Here is a 17,546-nt window from a genome sequence, read left to right as displayed (position 1 = left end):
GAGCGCCGGAGGATCTCCGGCGCTCAGCCCTCGACGACGACGGTCTGCGCGGCCGCGACCCCGCCGACGAGAAGATCGGCGTCCGTGGGGACGTTGCGCTTGACGACCGCGAGCGCGACCGGACCGTCCTCGAAGTGCCGGGCGACCGACGTCAGGCGGCCGACCTCGCGCTCCCCCGCGAGGACGGGGGCGCCGGCGTCCGGCAGGACGTGCCCGGACCCGTCGAGGTGGAGGAAGACGATCCGCCGCGGCGGGCGCCCGAGGTTGTGGACCCGGGCGACGGTCTCCTGGCCCCGGTAGCACCCCTTGTGCAGGTGGACGGCGCTGCGCAGCCAGTCGACCTCGTGCGGGATCGTCCGGTGGTCGGTCTCGAGGCCCAGCCGCGGGCGCCAGGCGAGTACCCGGAGGGCCTCGGCGGCCCACGACCCGGCGACCGGGCGGTCGCCGACCGCCGACTCGAGGTCGCCCCGCGGCACGATGAGCTCGCGCCAGGCGCGGCCCGCAGCGGGGTGCCCCTCGAGCGGCCCGTAGACGGCGGTGTCGCCGACCGGACCGGGCCAGGGGTCGACCCACGCGAGCGGCTCACCGTCGGCGGACTCGCCACCGAGCGGCTCGCCGAGGACGGCCCACCCGTCGGTGACGTCGGCGACCTCGACCCGCAGCATGAACCGCATCGAGTCCAGCCACGCCGCGAGGGCCGGGGCCCCGCCGGGCTCGGTCGTGAGCCACGCGACCTCACCGTCGTCGACGAGGTGGACGGCGTGCTCGACGTGGCCCTTCGGGGTGAGGACGAGGGTCTCGACCGACTGCCGCGGTCGCAGGCCGGTGAGGTCCTGGGTCGTCATCGAGTGCAGCCAGGACAACCGGTCCGGCCCGGAGACGGTGACGACCCCCCGGTGGCTGAGGTCGACGACGGCCAGGCCCTCGGCGAGCAGGCGCTGCTCGCGCATCGGGTCGCCGTAGTGCGCGGCGACGCCGGCGTCGGGGCCCTCCTCCTCGACGGCGCCGTGTCGGCGCAGCAGCGGGCTGGGGGTGGTGAGGGATGTGGTCACGGGTCCTCCCGGCAGGTTCGGCACAGTCCGTGGACGGCGGCGTGCCCGGCGTCGGCGGCGAAGCCGAGGCGGTCGTCGATGCGGGCGACGAGCTCGTCGGCCGCGCTGAGGGGGACCTCGCCGACCCAGCCACACCCCCGGCACACGACGTGGACGTGGGTGGCGTGGTCGGCGAGGTGGTAGCTCGGCGCCCGGTGGTCGACGTGCGTGTGCCCCACGAGACCGAGCTCGGAGAGCGCGTCGAGCGAGCGGTACACCGTCGAGACCGGCAGCGCGCCGCCCCCGTCGGAGCCGACGGCGTCGGCGATCTCGTCCGGCGTCCCGTGCCCGAGACGGCCGACCGCGGCGAGCACCCGCTCACGCTGCGACGTGAGCCGCTTGCCGCGGGCGCGCAGCCGGGCGCCGAGGTCGCTCATCACCCCACAGTATGCGCTCAGGCGTCCTGCCTCACGAACGGGGAGGCGGTCCTTACACTGTGCGCGTGACACAACACCACGACCTCCTCGACGGCGTGGGCTCGGGGGACGACGACTCCGACCACGACGGCCCCCGACCGGGCCGACGCCGCCGTCGCCGCGTCCTCGTCGTGATCCTCTCGGTGGTCGCCCTGGTCCTCGCGGCCGTCGTCGGCTACATCGGCTTCCTCGGGTTCACCGTCTCGAACAACGTCTCCCAGGAGGAGCTCCTGCCGGAGCCGGCGCCGATCGTCAAGGAGGACGGCACCGAGGTGGAGGTCCCGGAGACCGGCACCGGGACGAACTTCCTCGTCCTCGGCAGCGACACCCGCGGGTCGGACCGCGGCCGATCCGACGTCATCGTCCTCGTGCACATCCCCGAGGACCCCGAGTCGGTCCAGATGATCCACTTCCCGCGCGACCTCTACGTGAGCATCCCGGGCCACGGCAAGAACAAGATCAACGCCGCCTACGCCTTCGGCGGGGCGCCCCTGCTCGTCGAGACGATGCAGAACCTGCTCGGGGTGCGGATCGACCACGTCGCCCGCACCGACTTCGAGGGCTTCAAGCGGATGACCGACGCCGTCGGCGGTGTCCGGGTGTACGCCGAGGAGGGCAACAGCGCCGGCGGCAACGGCGGCGCCGCGATCGTCGAGGGCTGGAACGAGCTCGACGGCGAGCAGGCGCTCGCCTTCGTCCGCGAGCGCTACGAGCTGAGCGAGGGCGACATCTCCCGCGGCCGCCGCCAGCTCGCCGTCATCAAGGCCCTGCTCCTCGAGGCGACGAGCCGCGACACCATCACGAACCCCGTGAAGGTCGCCCGCTTCACCGACGCCGCGACCGAGAACCTCGTCGTCGACCAGAACCTCACGGCCGGCGACATGCGCGACTACGCCCTCGAGCTACGGGGCATCCGCAGCGGCGACGTCGTCTTCGCCACCGCGCCGTACTCGGGCTTCGCGATGGACCCGGTCGCCGGGTCGATCGACGTCGTCGACGAGGCGGGCATGGAGTCGCTCGGCGAGGCCCTGCGCACCGACACGATGGACGAGTACCTCGACGTGTTCGTCACCCCCTGACCCGGCGACGAGGCCCCGGTCACCGCGGGTGGCCGGGGCCTCGTGGCGTCCGGGGGCGTGGCCCGGACGGTGTCGTCAGGAGGTGCGCGTGAGCTCGGCGGAGATGTGCGACTGCATCTCCTGCCCCATCGCCGCCATGTCCATGACCCACATGAGCTTGGACTCGACGTAGCCGTAGAGGCGCTGCGCGGCGGCGTACTCCTTGGCCTCGGGGCTGCGCATCACCCCGTCGGTGCGCAGCTCGACCTTCGCCGGCTCGGCCTTCCCGGCGTACATCTCGACGAAGCCCGTCGGGTGGGCGAGCAGGAGCTCGACGTTCGTGCCGTCCTCGGCCGGGGTGACCGGACGCCAGAACCCGAGCTCGGTCGCGAGCGGCCGCACCTGGTTGCCGTCCTCGTCGAGGGCCCACGTCCGCGACTCCCAGCGCAGGAAACGGCGGCCGTCGTGGCTCACGACGACCTCCTGGCCGAAGCGCTGGGACTCGATCGTCGGGTAGCCGACGAGGCCGACGCCGGCCCAGGAGCCGACGAGCCAGGCGAGCGGGGCGAGATCCTCGTGGAGGGTGGTGTCGAGCTGGAAGACCATAGGGTCGAGTGTATGGACTCCTCCGCCACGCCCACCCTCGTCGTCAAGGTCACGTGCGGCACCGAGGCCCTCGAGCGCCTCAACCAGGGGCTCACCGTCGCGGCGACCGCGCTCGCCTCGGGCGTCGAGGTGAGCCTGTGGCTCACCGGTGACGCGGCGTGGATGGCGGTGCCGGGGCGGGCAGAGGCGGTCGAGCTGCCGCACGCGAGCCCGTTCGCCGACCTGCGGGACGCGCTGCTCGAGGGGGGCCGGGTCACGGTGTGCGGACAGTGCGCGGCGCGGCGTGAGCTGTCCGCCGACGACCTCGTGCCGGGGGCGCAGGTCCGTGGGGCGGCGGCGTTCGTCGAGGAGGTCATGGCGCCCGGCGCCCGCTCGCTCGTCTACTGACCGGCGACCGTCATCCCCGTTCAGCCGACGAGGACGAGGCCGACGCCGTAGGCCACGACGCCCGGCAGGAGCACGCCGGCGGCCGCCGCGGCGACCTGGCACCGGATCGCGGTGAGTGGCGGCAGCACCGACAGCACCCGGCGCAGCGCGTGCGACACGGCGGCGACGAGGAGCCCGGTGAGCGCCGCGACGGCGGGCGGCGGCCCACCGACGACCGACGCCGCGACGAGCGCCCCGGACCCGCCGAGGACCATCGCGACCGGCAGCAGCCAGGGCCGCAGCCGGGTCACGCCGACGGCGAGGTCGGCGAGCGACCCGACGGCGACGCCGACGAACCCCACGAGGGCGACCTCGGCGGCCGCCCCGGTCTCGAGGAGGGGCAGCCACGTCGTGCCGAGCGCGACGAGCGCCAGCCCGAAGGACGAGACCCCGATGGACTCGGTGAGCCGGGGACGGCCGTCGCGCCGGGCGATCTGGTGCCCGAACATGAAGCCGAGCCCCACCGCGAGCGCGACGGGGACGAAGCGCAGCGTCGGCCGGCCGTCGGGCAGGACGGCCGCCACGGGCGCCAGCACGCCGCCCACCGCCACGGCGAGCGTGCTGCCGAACCGGGACGAGCTGCCGAGCAGCCGGGGCCAGCCCCATGCGAGGAGCAGCCCCATCCAGGCGAGGCCGGCGGCGACGAGGACGGCGTCGGTGCGGACCGCGGCGACGAGGAGGAAGGAGAGCACGACGGTGACGGCGACGACGACCGGCCGCGGCACGGTCGCCATCGCGGGCATGAGCGGGCTGCGCAGCAGCGCCTCGCGGCGCGCCCGGCGGGCGGCCCGGGTCTCCGGGACGGCCTCCGTCGTCACCTCGTCCACGTCCGGCATCCTCCCATCACCCCCCGGCGAAGGGCGGGAGCACCTCGACGACGGAGCCCGCCGGGAGGTCCTGCTCGGGGGTCGCGGCACGCCCGTCGAGCAGCAGGGTGGCGACCTCGAGCACGGGGCCGAGGGCGGGCCGGGCCGCACCGAGCGCCGCGGCGAGGTCCCCGACGGTGGCGAGGCCGGGCACGGTCTCGCTCTCGACCCCGGCCGCCGCCCGGGCGCCGGCCCAGTAGCGCACGGTGACCTCACCGCTCGCGGCGGCGCCGCCGGCCGGCTCGCCGGTGGCGGCACCGGTCGGGCCACCGGTGGGGGCGGCGGTGCCGGAGGTCGTCCCGGAATCGCCCGTGGTCGCGGAGTGGTCCTGCATGACGCCCTATTCTGATGGGCGATGGCCCACCTGCTGCTGCTGACGAACACCTTGGCGCCCAGTGCCGAGGTCCTGCCGGCGCTCGGGCTCCTCTCGCACCATGTTCGCATCCTCCCGGCGGAGGCGTCGGCGCTGGTCGACGGCCCGGACGCCGACGCCGTCCTCGTCGACGCCCGCCGCGAGCTCGCGATGGCCAAGTCGCTGTGCCGGGTCCTCACGACGACCGGGGTCGACGCGCCGCTCCTCGTCGTCGTGACGGAGGGCGGGCTCGCCGGCCTCACGGCGGAGTGGGGGGTCGACGACGTCGTCCTCGACACCGCCGGTCCCGCCGAGGTCGAGGCCCGGCTGCGGCTCGCGGTCGGTCGGCGCGAGGAGGGGGCGCTCGACGAGAACGGGCCCATCACCGCCGGGGCGCTCGTCATCGACGAGGCGACGTACTCGGTACGGCTGCGCGGACGGCTGCTCGACCTCACGTACAAGGAGTTCGAGCTGCTGAAGTACCTCGCGCAGCACCCCGGGCGGGTGTTCACCCGCTCCCAGCTGCTCCAGGAGGTCTGGGGCTACGACTACTTCGGCGGTACCCGCACCGTCGACGTCCACGTGCGGCGGCTGCGGGCGAAGCTCGGCACCGAGCACGAGCTGCTCATCGGGACGGTCCGCAACGTCGGCTACCGCTTCGTCCCGGAGGCCGCCGGCGAGCTCGAGGAGGTCGAGGGCTGATGGCACGCACGGAACGGCTCACCGGGGTCGACGAGGGGCTCGGCCCCCGGGTCCGCGAGCTCTGGGACCGGGCCGAGGCCGCGGACGGCGTCGGCGCCGTGTCCGAGGCCTTCGCCCTCGGGCTCGGGCCCGCCCGCGAGGGGGTCGTCCACCTCCTGCGGACCGACGACGAGGCGGGTCTGCTCGGCTACGCGCAGGTGTCGTCGGCCGGGACCGCCGACGCCGTCGCCGAGCTCGTCGTCGACCCGGCCCACCGGCGCGCCGGGCACGGACGGGCGCTGCTCGACGCCGCGCTCGCCAACGGCACCCGCAGCGTCTGGGCGCACGGCGACCTCGACCCGGCCCGCGCGCTCGCCGGGGCCGCCGGGCTCGAGCGCACCCGCAGCCTGCACCAGATGTCCCGCCGGCTCGGCGACGCCGACGAGCGCGACCCGGACCTGCCGGACGGGTACACCGTCCGCGGCTTCCACCCCGGCCGCGACGACGAGACGTGGGTGGCGCTCAACGCCGCCGCGTTCGTCGGCCACCCGGAGCAGGGACGGCTGCGGCTCGCCGACCTCCACGAGCGGATGGAGCAGCCGTGGTTCGACCCGGACGGGCTGCTGCTGCTCGAGCGGGACGGCCGCGTCGTCGCCTTCCACTGGACGAAGGTCGAGCCGGACGACCTCGCGAGCCACGCCCCCGGGATGACCGGGACCCGGCAGGGCTCCGGGGAGGTCTACGCGGTCGGCGTCGACCCGGAGGAGCAGGGGCAGGGGCTCGGCGGACCCCTCACCGGGCTCGGCCTGGCCCACCTCGCCCGGCAGCGGCTCGCCGAGGTCCGCCTCTACGTCGACGGGGACAACGTCGCCGCCCGCCGCACCTACGAGCGGATCGGCTTCACCGACCTCGCGGTGGACGCCCAGTACTCGGTCCCGGGCTGACCCTGCGCTCCCGCGCGGTGCGCACGAGCGCGAGCAGCGCCGTGCCGACGACGACGAGCGCGACGACGATCAGCCAGTTGCGCACGTAGTCCCTCGGGAGGAGTGTCGGGTTGTCCGGGCGGGCGCCGAACCGGCCGAGGACCGGGATGGCCGTCACCGTGACGGTCCCGACGACGACCGCCGCCGCCGCGGTCCACGGCCGGGCGGCCGCGGGCAGGACCCGGAGCGCGAGCACCGTGAGGACGACGACGACCGGGGCGAGGAGACCGTCGTGGACGACGACGCCTCCCGCGACCCACCAGAGGGCGGCGGTCACGTTGTCGGTGCCGGTCTGCAGCAGACGCACCGCGCCGTAGAGGCCGGCGAGGACGCCGAGCGCACCGAGGGCGAGCCGCGCGGCCATCAGGCCTGCACCTCGATCGAGCGGACCCACTTGGTCTGGAGGACCCCCGGGCGGTTCGGGGCGATGACCCGGCACGGGAAGCCGTGGTCGATGTCGAGGTCCTCGCCGTTCAGCCGGAGCGCGAGGAGGGTGTCCGGATGGTCGGCGAAGCTGCCCTGGAGGGTCGTGCGGGTGTAGACCCCGCCCTGCTGGAGGCTCTGGACCGCGACGTCGGTGCCCGCCGGCACCCCGGCGAGGTCGAGCAGGTCGCGCACGCGCACGCCCGACCACTCCCCGCTGGCGCTCCAGCCCTCGACGCACGCGATGGGCAGGGTGGCGCTCGTCTGCGGCATGGCCTCGAGCTCGGCCCGGCTCAGCTCGACGGTGCGGTCCGCGCCCACGACGGCGAACCGGAAGCCCGGGTCGCGGGCGGTCTCGGTGACCCCCGCGGACTCGGCGCTCTTGTTGACCGGGACACCCTGCGGGCCCTCGCCGTCGCGCACGGCGAGCCCGGACACCCGCCGCAGCGGCGTCACGGTGTTGCCGGCCGAGGCGAGGACGGCGACGACCGCCGCGACCCACGTCGTCGTGAGCAGGCCGCGCCGGGTCAGCCCTGCGCTGCGCGGCGCGGTGCCGGGGCGGTCCAGCGCCCCGGACTCGACGTCGGCGCCGAGCGCGGCGCGGATGACCGGCAGCTTGACGGCGACGTGGACGAGGAGGGCGCCGATCGCGACCCACGCCATCGCGTAGTGCGTGACGATGAACCCGAAGCCCCACGGGTACCACTGCGCCGCGTTCGCGAGGCCGGTGACGAGCTGGAAGATCGCCGCCGCGACGAGCACGGCGATCGAGGCGCGCTCGAGCAGCTGGAGGAGCCCGGTGCGAGTCGTCGGGCGGGCCATCGCCTGGAACAGCCGGGGGAAGACGGTCCACAGCTTGACGAGGAGCAGGGGGATGCACGCGATGCCGGACAGGGTGTGCAGGCCCTGGGTGACGCGGTACCCCCACGCGGGCGCCGTCGGGTAGGGGATCCACCAGGTCTGGGCCTGGGCCCAATGGCTGACCACCCCGGTGACGAACGCCAGCGCGAAGCAGACGCCGAGGGCGACCCCGACCCGGCTCGCGACGGCGGGGCTGCGCAGCCGGGAGGTGAAGTCGGACTCGCGGGGCGGTGCGGTGCGCACGGTGCTCCTGACGTCGGGGTCGGTCGATGGTCCCAGTGTGGACCTCGGCGCGCCGTCGCACCGACCGCTCGCCGAGGTCGGAGGACGCCGGGCGGACCTCGTGGGTGAACAGCCGGTGACGGACGGGACGGACGGGCCCGGTGGGCACCCGACCTGACAGGATGGGCGCATGACCGCGGAGTCCGGAGTCGACGTCGAGGAGCAGGCCGGGAGCGCCCGGGAGGTCGCGGCGGACGCCTCCGCCGACGGCACGATCGTCAGCGAGGTGTCCATCGCGAGCGCGTCGGCGAGCGAGACCCGCCACCAGCAGCCGCGCGGCACGAACGGCCGGTTCGTGCGCTCCCCCGGACCGCCGGAGGACCCCGACGCCGACCTGCCGGCCGACCGCTTCCTCGACCGCGAGATCTCCTGGCTCCAGTTCAACGAGCGGGTCCTCCAGCTCGCCGCCGACCCGCACGTGCCGCTGCTCGAGCGGGCCCGGTTCCTCGCGATCTTCGCCCAGAACCTCGACGAGTTCTTCATGGTCCGGGTCGCGGGCCTCAAGCGCCGCATCGCGACCGGCATCGCCGTCCGGTCCGCCTCGGGGCTCGAGCCGCGTGAGGTCCTCGAGCAGATCTCCGGCGTCGCCCACGAGCTCATGGCCCTCCACGCCCGGGTGTACGCCGAGCACGTCCGCCCCGCCCTCGAGGAGGAGGGGGTGACGATCGTCCGCTGGGACGAGCTGTCGGACGAGGAGCGCGACCGCCTCGGGACGGTCTTCAGCGACCGGCTCTTCCCCGTCCTCACCCCGCTCGCCGTCGACCCCGCGCACCCGTTCCCGTACATCTCCGGCCTGTCGCTCAACCTCGCCGTCATCCTCGTCAACCCCAAGACCGGCAAGGAGCACTTCGCCCGGGTCAAGGTGCCGCCGATGCTGCCACGCCTGCTGCGGGTCGAGCCGGGACCGGACGAGTCGCCGCTCGCGGACATGTTCGACACCCGGTTCGTGCCGCTCGAGGACGTCATCTCGGCCCACCTCGACCAGCTCTTCCCCGGGATGGACGTCCGGGAGCACTTCACCTTCCGGGTCACCCGCAACGAGGACCTCGAGGTGGAGGAGGACGACGCCGAGAACCTGCTCACGGCGCTGGAGCGTGAGCTGACCCGGCGCCGGTTCGGCCCGCCGGTGCGGCTCGAGGTCGAGGAGGCGATGGACGACCACGTCATGGACCTCATCGTCCGCGAGCTCGGCGTCGCGTCCTCCGAGGTCTACCGGCTGCCCGCGCCGCTCGACCTGCGCGGCCTCAACGCCATCGCCGACCTGGAACGCTCCGAGCTGCACTACGAGCCGTTCGTCGCCCGCACCAACCCCGACCTCGCCCCGACGGAGTCGGCGAAGGCCCGCGACATCTTCGCCTCCATCCGCAAGCAGGACGTGCTGCTCCAGCACCCCTACGACTCGTTCTCGACCTCGGTCCAGGCGCTGCTCGAGCAGGCCGCCGCCGACCCGAACGTCCTCGCCATCAAGCAGACGCTGTACCGCACGAGCGGCGACAGCCCGATCATCGACGCCCTCATCGACGCCGCCGAGGCCGGCAAGCAGGTGCTCGCCGTCGTCGAGATCAAGGCCCGCTTCGACGAGGAGAACAACATCTCCTGGGCCCGCAAGCTGGAGCACGCGGGGGTCCACGTCGTCTACGGCATCGTCGGCCTGAAGACCCACGCGAAGCTGTGCCTCGTCATCCGCCAGGAGGCAGAGGGGATGCGCCGGTACTGCCACGTCGGCACCGGCAACTACAACCCGAAGACCGCCCGGCTCTACGAGGACCTCGGGCTGCTGACCGACGACCAGCAGGTCGGCGAGGACCTCGGCCGGCTGTTCAACCAGCTGTCCGGGATCGCGCCGCGCAGCAAGTTCAAGCGGCTGCTCGTCGCCCCGCGCTCGGTCCGCTCGGGGCTGCTCGCGCAGATCCACCGCGAGATCGAGCACGAGAAGGCCGAGCCGGGTTCCGGGCTCATCGCGTGGAAGGTGAACTCGATCGTCGACGAGCAGGTCATCGACGCGCTGTACCGGGCCTCGATGGCCGGGGTCCGCGTCCGGCTGTGGGTGCGCGGGATCTGCGCGCTGCGGCCCGGTGTCGAGGGGCTGTCCGAGACCGTCGAGGTGCACTCGGTGCTCGGCCGCTTCCTCGAGCACTCGCGGGTCTTCTGGTTCGGCGGCGGGGGCGAGCCGGTCGCGTACATCGGCAGCGCCGACATGATGCACCGCAACCTCGACCGCCGGGTCGAGGCGCTGGTCCAGATCACCGAGGAGCGCCACCTCGACGACCTCCGCTCGCTCCTGGAGCGCGGGGCGTCGCAGGAGTACGCGCACTGGTGGCTCGGCGGCGACGGTCGCTGGACGCGCAGCCACCTCGACGACGAGGGCGAGCCGCTGCCGGACCTGCAGACGGCCCTCGTCGCGATGCACGCCAAGCGGCGCCGCAAGGCCCGTCGCCGCTGAGCCGCCGGATGCCGACCCCCATCCCCGCCGCGGGCACGCTGCCCTGGCGGCTCGCCGGACGCGACCTGCAGGTCGCCCTCGTCCACCGACCCCGCTACGACGACTGGTCCTGGGCCAAGGGCAAGCTCGACCCGGGTGAGGACTGGGCCGTGGCGGCGGCCCGCGAGACGGTCGAGGAGACCGGCCTGCGGGTCGCGCTCGGCGTGCCGCTGCCGGAGGCCCGCTACACCCTGCTCGGCAAGGACGGCCGGGCCGGCGACAAGGTCGTCCGGTACTGGGCAGCACGGGTCACCGGCGGGGACGGCCGGCTCGTCAACGAGATCGACGACGTCGCGTGGCTCGACGCCCGGGCGGCCCACGACCGGCTCGACTACGCCCGCGACCGGGACCAGCTGCTCGCCCTCGTCCGGCGGCACCAGGCCGGGACGCTCGACACCTGGCCGCTCGTCGTCGTCCGGCACGCGCACGCCGTCCCGCGGGGGTCGTGGTCGGCGCCCGACCCCGACCGGCCGCTCGACGACGACGGCCGGCGGCGCGCGGCCGCGCTCGAGCCCCTCCTCGCGGCCTACGGTCCGCGGCGGGTCGTCACCTCCCCCGCGGCCCGGTGCGTCGACACCGTCGCGGGGTTCGCGCAGGCCCACGGGGTGCCGATGCGGCGTCGGCGCGGGCTGTCGGAGGAGGGCTACGCGCTCGAGCCGGAGCGGGCGGTCCACCACCTCTCCCGGCTGCTCGAGCGGGGGCGGCCGGTCGTGCTGTGCTCGCACGGCCCGGTGCTGCCGGCCCTGCTCGACGTGCTGCGCCCGCTGGCCGAGGACGCTGCCGCACCCGACCGCGCGGCCCTGGACGCCGCGGCCGGTGAGCGGCTCGTCAAGGGCGAGGCGCTCGTCTGCCACGTGAGCGGGACCGGCGGCCGGGCCCGCGTCGTCGCCGTCGAGCGCCACCTCCCCTGACCCCGGGCGCCGTCCGGCCCCGGGGGTGACGGGCTGTCAGCCGAAGCGGCCGGAGATGTAGTCCTCGGTCGCGGGCTTGCTCGGGTTGCTGAAGATCTTCTGGGTGTCGTCCATCTCGACGAGCTCGCCCGGCATGCCGGTCGCCTCGAGGTTGAAGAACCCGGTGCGGTCCGAGACGCGCGCCGCCTGCTGCATGTTGTGGGTGACGATGACGACCGTGTAGTCGCTCTTCAGCTCGTTGATGAGGTCCTCGATGGCGAGCGTCGAGATCGGGTCCAGGGCCGAGCACGGCTCGTCCATGAGGATGACCTCGGGCTGGACGGCGATGGCCCGGGCGATGCACAGGCGCTGCTGCTGGCCGCCGGACAGCCCCGAGCCCGGCCGGTCGAGCCGGTCCTTGACCTCGGTCCACAGGTTGGCCCCGCGCAGCGACTGCTCCGCCAGCTCGTCGGCGGCCGACTTCGACAGCCGCTTGCTGTTGAGCGTCACGCCGGCGAGGACGTTCTCCCGGATCGACATCGTCGGGAAGGGGTTCGGCCGCTGGAAGACCATCCCGACCTGGCGGCGGACGTCCACGGGATCGGTGTCCTTGGCGTAGAGGTTCTTGTCGTCCATGAGGACCTCACCGGTGGTGTAGGCCCCGGGGATGACCTCGTGCATCCGGTTCAGGGTCCGCAGCACGGTGGACTTGCCGCAGCCGGACGGGCCGATGAAGGCCGTGACCGAGCGCGGCTCGATGGTCATCGAGACGTTCTTCACCGCGTGGAACGCGCCGTAGTAGATGTCGAGGTTCTTGACGTCGATGCGCTTGGACATGGTGGTGGTGGGGTCTCCTGGTCAGCGACCGGTCTTGGGGGCGAAGGCCTTGGCGATGACGCGGGCCGAGAGGTTGAGGACGACGACGATGAGCACGAGCATGAGCGCCGCCGCCCAGGCCCGGTCGAGGCTGGGCTCGCGGAACCCGGGGCTCAGCGGCTTGGTGAACATGTAGTACGCGTACACGGCGAGGGTGTTCATCGGGCCCTGCGACGGGTCGACGTTGAGCCCGCGGGCGTAGCCGACGGCGACGAGCAGCGGCGCCGTCTCGCCGATGACGCGGGCGATGGCGAGCGTCACGCCGGACGCGAGTCCGGACGCGGCCGTCGGGAGGACGACCTTGGCGATGGTCCGCCACTTCGGGACGCCGAGGGCGAGCGAGGCCTCGCGCAGCTCGTTGGGGACGATCCGCAGCATCTCCTCGCTGTTGCGCACGACGGTCGAGATCATCAGGACCGACAGCGCGACGGCGCCGGCGAAGCCGTTCTTGGTGCCGATGCCGAACAGGACGGCCCACAGCGCGAAGGCGAAGAGACCGGCGACGATCGACGGGATGCCCGTCATGACGTCGACGAGGAACCGGATCACCTGCGAGACCCGGCCCTTGGGCTGGTACTCGACGAGGAAGATCGCCGTGAAGACGCCGATCGGCACCGAGATGAGCGCGGCGATGCCGGTGATGACGAGCGTCCCGATGACGGCGTGGTACGCGCCGCCGATGAGCGGGGCGCCGTCCCGCTGGGTCGCCTGGTCCTGCAGTCCGGTGACGCCGTTCATCGTCTGGTTGAGGAACGCCGGGTCGACCAGCGTCGGGCCACCCTGGGACACGACGGTCCACAACAGCGACAGCAGCGGGACGACGGCGAGGACGAACGCCGCACCGACGAGGCCGCGGAAGACGTGGTCGCGCGCGACCCGGGGCCCGGCGGTGTTGCGGTAGGCGACGAAGACGACCCCGAGGTACACGACGAACGCGGCGACGAGCGCGAGCGCGGGGTTGAGACCGAGCACGACGAGCAGGACGAGCAGGACGGCGGCGCCGCCGAGCGCGAGGAGCGAGAGCCGGTTGCTGCTGGCGCGCACGACCTCGAGCTCGACGCCCTCGATCTCCGAGAGCTTGCGCTGCTTGCGCTCCTGCGGGGGCGTGGGGGCGGTGTCGAGGCTCATCAGTTGGCTCCGGAGAACTCGGCGCGGCGGTTGACGACCCAGCGGGCCAGGAGGTTGACCCCGAGGGTGATCCCGAAGAGGACGAGGCCGGCGGCGATGAGCTCGGACAGGCGCAGCCCGGCCGCCTCGGGGAAGTTCAGGGCGATCTCGGCCGGCACGGTGATGTTGCCGGAGTCGATGAGGTTCCAGGTGAACACCCCGGGCGAGAGGATGATGGCGACGGCCATCGTCTCGCCGAGCGCACGACCGAGGCCGAGCATCGTGCCGCCGATGACGCCGGGCTTGCCGAACGGCAGGACCGCCGTGCGGATCATCTCCCACTGGGTGGCGCCGAGGGCGAGGGCGGCCTCCTCGTGCAGCCGCGGCGTCTGGAGGAAGACCTCGCGCGAGACGGCGGTGATGATCGGCAGGATCATCACGGCGAGGACGAGCGAGGCCGTGAGGATCGTGCGGCCGGTCCGCGACGCGGTCTCGAAGAACGGCAGGAAGCCGAGGTTGTCGCTGAGCCAGGTGAAGAAGGGCACCAGGCGGGGGGCGAACACCTGGAAGCCCCACATGCCGAAGACGACGCTGGGGACGGCGGCGAGCAGGTCGATGACGAACCCGATGGCCGTGCCGAGCCGCTTCGGGGCGTAGTGCGAGACGAAGAGGGCGATCCCGACGGCGACCGGGGTCGCGACGACCATCGCGATGAGCGAGGCGACGAGGGTGCCGAAGATGAGCGGCCAGACGTAGGAGACGAACCCCTCGCCCCCGGTCACCTCCGCCGGGTCGGCCCCGAAGACCGGCAGGGCCTCGGAGACGAGGAAGATCGCGACGCCGGCGAGGATCAGCAGGATGCTGAAGGCCGACGCGGTGGACAGTCCGCGGAAGAGGACGTCCCCCGGCCGCTTGGTGGGTTTGCCGTGCTGCTGGGGCGGCGTCTCGGGTGCCGTCGTGGCGCTCATACGCATCCTCGCTGCGAAGGGGTGGGACAGGTCGTGGGGGGTGGTACGCGTGGGACGGGTCCCGGGCACCGCTCCGCGGCGACCACCCGAGTGTGCCGGGTGGCCGCCGCGGTGCGGGAGGTCGGGGCCGGTCTCAGGTCAGCTCCCGGCCGTGACGAGCTCGAGGGACTCCTGGGCGCGGGTGCGCAGGTCGTCCGAGATCGGGGCGGAGCCGGCGGCCTCGGAGGCGGCGGTCTGGCCCTCCTCGGAGACGACGTAGCCGACGAAGCCCTTGACGAGGTCCGCGGTCTCCTGGTCCTCGTAGCTGTGGCACACGATGTGGTAGCTCACGAGGACGATCGGGTAGGCGCCGGACTCGGTCGTGTCGCGGGCGAGGTCGAGCGCGAGGTCGCCCTCGACGTCGGTCTCGGCCGGGTCGGAGGCGTCGACGACGCGGGCGGCGGCCTCCGGCGAGAAGGCGACGTACTCGTCACCGACACCGATGTTCGCGGCGCTCAGCGAGCCGACCGCGGAGGCGTCCGCGTAGCCGATGGCGCCGTTCGTGCTGCCGACGACCTCGATGACGCCCGTGGTCTGCGCGGCGGCCTCGCCACCGGCGACCGGCCACGCCTTGTCGGCCTCGTAGGACCAGGCGTCGGGGGCCGCGGCCGAGAGGTACTCCATGAAGTTCTCGGTCGTGCCGGACTCGTCGGAGCGGTTGACCGCGGTGATCCGCAGGTCGGGCAGCTCGGCGTCGGGGTTGTCCTCGGCGATCATCGGGTCGTTCCAGTTCGTGATCTGCTGGTCGAAGATCATCGCGAGGGTGGCCGGCTTGAGGTTGAGCTCGTCGACGCCCTCGAGGTTGAAGGGGACGGCGACCGGCGAGATGTAGACGGGGATGTTCATCGCGCCGTCCGGGCCGCAGACCTCGGTCACCGCAGCGCGCTCCTCCTCGTCGAGCGCGGCGTCGGAGCCGGCGAAGGCGACGGCCCCCGCGAGCAGGTTCTCGCGGCCGGCACCGGAGCCGACGGAGTCGTACTGCACGGTGACGTCGGGCTCGACGGCCTGGTAGCCGGCGATCCAGGCCGTCATCGCGGACTCCTGCGAGCTGGCGCCCGCGCCCTGGAGGGTGCCGGACAGCGTGCCGCCGCCCTCGGAGCCGCCCGCGGCGGGCTCGGTGTTCGTGGGGTTGTCGTTCCCGCACGCGGCGAGAGCAAGGGAGGTGGCGGCGATGGCGGCCGTCATCCCGATGCGGTGGAGCTTCACGTGTGGTCCCTCTCTGGACGTCTTCTGGGTGCGGCCGGAGCGGCCGGGGAAGGCCGGCCTCTTCGCCGACGTCCGCCAAGGTAGGGAGGGCAGGTGAACCGGAGCGGTCGGCGAGGGTGAACGGACGGTGACCGACCGCTGAACACCCCCGGGGAGCCTGAGGACGCCCTCAGAGGACGGGCACGACGACGAGCGTGACGGCCGCAGCCGCGAGGCCGGCGCCGGGGACGGTGAGGACCCAGGCGAGGAGGATGCGCCGGGCCGTCCCCCACCGGACCTCGCGCGGGGACCGGGCGGTCCCGACGCCGAGGATGGCCGCGGTGATGGTGTGCGTCGTGGAGATCGGCGCGCCGGTGGCGGTCGCGACGTAGAGGATCGTCGCGGCCGTCGTCTCGGCGGCGAAGCCCTGCGGCGGGTCGAGGTGGCTGATGCCCCGGCCGAGGGTGCGGATGATCCGCCAGCCGCCCGCGTAGGTCCCCAGGGCGAGGACGACGGCGGACAGGGCGAGCGCCCACAGCGGGACGGCCGTCTCGGTCGCGTCGCGGTGGCCGGTCGCGACGAGGGCGAGCGCGACGACGCCGGCGCTCTTCGTCGCGTCCTGCATCCCGTGGCCGAACGCCATCGCCGACGCCGACACCGTCTGCGCGTACCGGAACCGCCGCGCCGTCGGCCCCGGGGCCGCACGCCGGAAGAGCCAGAAGACGAGCGTCATGAGGAGCAGGCCGCCGACGAGCCCGACGACCGGCGAGAGCACCGTGGGGACGGCGACCTTGTCCCGCAGCCCCTCCCACTGGACGGTCGCGCCGCCCGCGAGGGCGGCGCCGGCGAGGCCGCTGACGAGGGCGTGCGTCGACGACGTCGGCATCCCGCGCCACCACGTGAGGAGGTTCCACGTCGTCGCCCCGAGCAGCGCGGCGACGCAGATCGTCACGCCGACGCCGCCGACGGGGATCGCGACGATGTCGTTGCCGATCGTCTCGGCGACCCGCATCCCGGCGAAGGCGCCGAGGAGGTTCATCAGGGCCGCGAGGCCGAGGGCGATGCGGGGGGTGAGCGCCTTCGTCGCGATCGAGGTGGCGACGGCGTTCGCGGCGTCGTGGAAGCCGTTGGTGTACGTGAAGCCGAGGGCGACGACGACGACGAGGACGACCGGCCACCACTCCACGACGGGCTCAGGACTCCCGGACGGAGATGGCCTCGACCTTGAGCGCCACCTGCTCGAACCCGTTGGCCGTCGCCTCGAGGGCGGTGATGACGTCCTTGTGCTTCATCACGGTGAGCGGGTCGGCCTTGGGGTCCTCGACGAGGGCGCCGAGCATCTTGCGGTACTGCTTGTTCGCGCGGTTCTCCAGCCGGGTGATCTCGACCTGGTAGCCGTTCAGGGTCTTCATCGAGCGCATGCGGGGCATCGCGTCGGCGGTGACGTGCGCCATCCGGGCGATGATCTCGACCTGCTTGGAGACCCGCGGCAGCAGCGGGTGGACCCGGTAGATGACGATGAGGTCGACCGCCGCCTCCATGAGGTCGACGCACTGGTCGAGGGCGACGGCGAGGCCGTGCATGTCGGTGCGGTCGAACGGGGTGACGAACGAGCCGTGGACCTTGCGGACGATGTCGTGCATCGCGTCGTCGGCGGCCGCCTCGATCTCGTGCATCCGGCGCAGGATCTCGGGACGCTCCGCGGGCTCGGCCCCGAGCAGCGTCGTGAGGACCTCGGCACCCTGGACGAGCTGCGCGGCGGAGGCGGCGTACAGGTCGAAGAAGGTGGGGTCCTGCGGGGTGAGGCGAAAGCCCACGGCGTCGGTCTCCGGGAGGGTGCGGTCGGTGCGGGGTGTGCGGTCCCAGCGTAGGGCCCGGAGCGGGCGGGGAGCGCGTCGGACCGGGCGGCGGGCGGTGGGCGCGCAGCAGCCGTCGACGGGGTGGGTGCGAAGGA

At 73.6% G+C, this 17,546-nt stretch carries 19 protein-coding genes; 6 read left to right on the top strand and 13 right to left on the bottom strand.

The annotated features are described in order from the left end of the window. Positions 1-23 precede the first annotated feature (23 nt). Entirely contained in the window at positions 24-1,052 is a 1,029-nt protein-coding gene (gene ygfZ / locus KC207_RS01185; RefSeq protein WP_249138474.1) for a CAF17-like 4Fe-4S cluster assembly/insertion protein YgfZ, read from the bottom strand. Continuing rightward, positions 1,049-1,468 (bottom strand): Fur family transcriptional regulator, encoded by a 420-nt coding sequence (locus tag KC207_RS01180; protein WP_211601061.1) that lies wholly within the window; start codon positions 1,466-1,468, stop codon positions 1,049-1,051. The genes ygfZ and KC207_RS01180 overlap by 4 nt, the downstream gene beginning before the upstream one ends. A 65-nt stretch (positions 1,469-1,533) precedes the next feature. Between KC207_RS01180 and KC207_RS01175 the strand changes: the two genes are divergently transcribed. Then, positions 1,534-2,586 carry an LCP family protein gene (locus KC207_RS01175; protein ID WP_249138473.1) on the top strand — a complete coding sequence of 351 codons (1,053 nt, stop codon included), beginning with the start codon at positions 1,534-1,536 and terminating at the stop codon, positions 2,584-2,586. A 75-nt stretch (positions 2,587-2,661) separates the two neighbouring features. Here the strand turns inward: KC207_RS01175 and KC207_RS01170 are convergent, their stop codons facing one another. Next, complete coding sequence (locus tag KC207_RS01170) at positions 2,662-3,171, bottom strand: heme-binding beta-barrel domain-containing protein (RefSeq protein WP_211601059.1); 510 nt, start codon at positions 3,169-3,171, stop codon at positions 2,662-2,664. 12 nt (positions 3,172-3,183) lie between these two features. Between KC207_RS01170 and KC207_RS01165 the strand changes: the two genes are divergently transcribed. Then, positions 3,184-3,558 carry a DsrE family protein gene (locus KC207_RS01165; RefSeq protein ID WP_211601058.1) on the top strand — a complete coding sequence of 125 codons (375 nt, stop codon included), beginning with the start codon at positions 3,184-3,186 and terminating at the stop codon, positions 3,556-3,558. 20 nt (positions 3,559-3,578) lie between these two features. Here KC207_RS01165 and KC207_RS01160 read toward each other — a convergent pair whose 3' ends face one another. Then, positions 3,579-4,424, bottom strand: coding sequence for a hypothetical protein (locus KC207_RS01160; RefSeq protein WP_211601057.1), 846 nt, complete (start codon positions 4,422-4,424; stop codon positions 3,579-3,581). A 16-nt stretch (positions 4,425-4,440) separates the two neighbouring features. Beyond that, the gene (locus tag KC207_RS01155) at positions 4,441-4,797 is read right to left on the bottom strand and encodes a MoaD/ThiS family protein (protein WP_211601056.1); all 357 of its coding nucleotides are present in this window, start codon (positions 4,795-4,797) and stop codon (positions 4,441-4,443) included. 21 nt (positions 4,798-4,818) lie between these two features. Between KC207_RS01155 and KC207_RS01150 the strand changes: the two genes are divergently transcribed. Both KC207_RS01150 and mshD read left to right on the top strand, forming a co-directional pair. Continuing rightward, positions 4,819-5,517 (top strand): winged helix-turn-helix transcriptional regulator, encoded by a 699-nt coding sequence (locus tag KC207_RS01150; RefSeq protein WP_211601055.1) that lies wholly within the window; start codon positions 4,819-4,821, stop codon positions 5,515-5,517. Beyond that, positions 5,517-6,440, top strand: a complete 924-nt coding sequence (gene mshD / locus KC207_RS01145) for a mycothiol synthase (protein WP_211601054.1) — start codon at positions 5,517-5,519, stop codon at positions 6,438-6,440. The genes KC207_RS01150 and mshD overlap by 1 nt, the downstream gene beginning before the upstream one ends. On the opposite strand, the gene KC207_RS01140 is transcribed toward mshD, so the two are convergent. Both KC207_RS01140 and KC207_RS01135 read right to left on the bottom strand, forming a co-directional pair. Continuing rightward, a complete protein-coding gene (locus tag KC207_RS01140) occupies positions 6,397-6,843 on the bottom strand; it encodes a hypothetical protein (RefSeq protein ID WP_211601053.1) in 447 nt (148 codons plus the stop codon). The genes mshD and KC207_RS01140 overlap by 44 nt on opposite strands. Further along, the gene (locus KC207_RS01135; RefSeq protein WP_249138472.1) at positions 6,843-8,006 is read right to left on the bottom strand and encodes a molybdopterin-dependent oxidoreductase; all 1,164 of its coding nucleotides are present in this window, start codon (positions 8,004-8,006) and stop codon (positions 6,843-6,845) included. The genes KC207_RS01140 and KC207_RS01135 overlap by 1 nt, the downstream gene beginning before the upstream one ends. 169 nt (positions 8,007-8,175) lie before the next feature. Here KC207_RS01135 and KC207_RS01130 point away from each other — a divergent pair, with 169 nt between their 5' ends. Continuing rightward, positions 8,176-10,488 carry an RNA degradosome polyphosphate kinase gene (locus KC207_RS01130; RefSeq protein ID WP_211601051.1) on the top strand — a complete coding sequence of 771 codons (2,313 nt, stop codon included), beginning with the start codon at positions 8,176-8,178 and terminating at the stop codon, positions 10,486-10,488. Positions 10,489-10,496: 8 nt separating this feature from the next. Next, the gene (locus KC207_RS01125; RefSeq protein WP_211601050.1) at positions 10,497-11,438 is read left to right on the top strand and encodes an NUDIX hydrolase; all 942 of its coding nucleotides are present in this window, start codon (positions 10,497-10,499) and stop codon (positions 11,436-11,438) included. A gap of 36 nt (positions 11,439-11,474) precedes the next feature. Here the strand turns inward: KC207_RS01125 and pstB are convergent, their stop codons facing one another. The 6 genes from pstB to KC207_RS01095 all read right to left on the bottom strand — a co-directional run bounded on the left by pstB (position 11,475) and on the right by KC207_RS01095 (position 17,409). Next, positions 11,475-12,254 carry a phosphate ABC transporter ATP-binding protein PstB gene (pstB, locus tag KC207_RS01120; protein WP_211601049.1) on the bottom strand — a complete coding sequence of 260 codons (780 nt, stop codon included), beginning with the start codon at positions 12,252-12,254 and terminating at the stop codon, positions 11,475-11,477. Positions 12,255-12,275: 21 nt separating this feature from the next. After that, positions 12,276-13,421: a phosphate ABC transporter permease PstA gene (pstA, locus tag KC207_RS01115; RefSeq protein ID WP_211601048.1), complete on the bottom strand. Its 1,146-nt coding sequence runs from the start codon at positions 13,419-13,421 to the stop codon at positions 12,276-12,278. Beyond that, positions 13,421-14,368 carry a phosphate ABC transporter permease subunit PstC gene (gene pstC, locus KC207_RS01110; protein WP_211601047.1) on the bottom strand — a complete coding sequence of 316 codons (948 nt, stop codon included), beginning with the start codon at positions 14,366-14,368 and terminating at the stop codon, positions 13,421-13,423. The genes pstA and pstC overlap by 1 nt, the downstream gene beginning before the upstream one ends. Positions 14,369-14,506: 138 nt before the next feature. After that, positions 14,507-15,613 (bottom strand): phosphate ABC transporter substrate-binding protein PstS, encoded by a 1,107-nt coding sequence (gene pstS / locus KC207_RS01105; protein WP_249138471.1) that lies wholly within the window; start codon positions 15,611-15,613, stop codon positions 14,507-14,509. 169 nt (positions 15,614-15,782) lie between these two features. After that, on the bottom strand, positions 15,783-16,778 hold the full coding sequence (locus tag KC207_RS01100; protein ID WP_211601046.1) for an inorganic phosphate transporter: 996 nt from the start codon (positions 16,776-16,778) through the stop codon (positions 15,783-15,785). 7 nt (positions 16,779-16,785) lie between these two features. Continuing rightward, positions 16,786-17,409, bottom strand: a complete 624-nt coding sequence (locus tag KC207_RS01095) for a DUF47 domain-containing protein (protein WP_211601045.1) — start codon at positions 17,407-17,409, stop codon at positions 16,786-16,788. Positions 17,410-17,546: the final 137 nt, after the last annotated feature.

The organism is Phycicoccus avicenniae (genome assembly GCF_018139485.1).
Lineage (GTDB): Bacteria > Actinomycetota > Actinomycetes > Actinomycetales > Dermatophilaceae > Phycicoccus > Phycicoccus avicenniae.
This window is presented reverse-complemented; position numbering and strand designations above follow the sequence as displayed.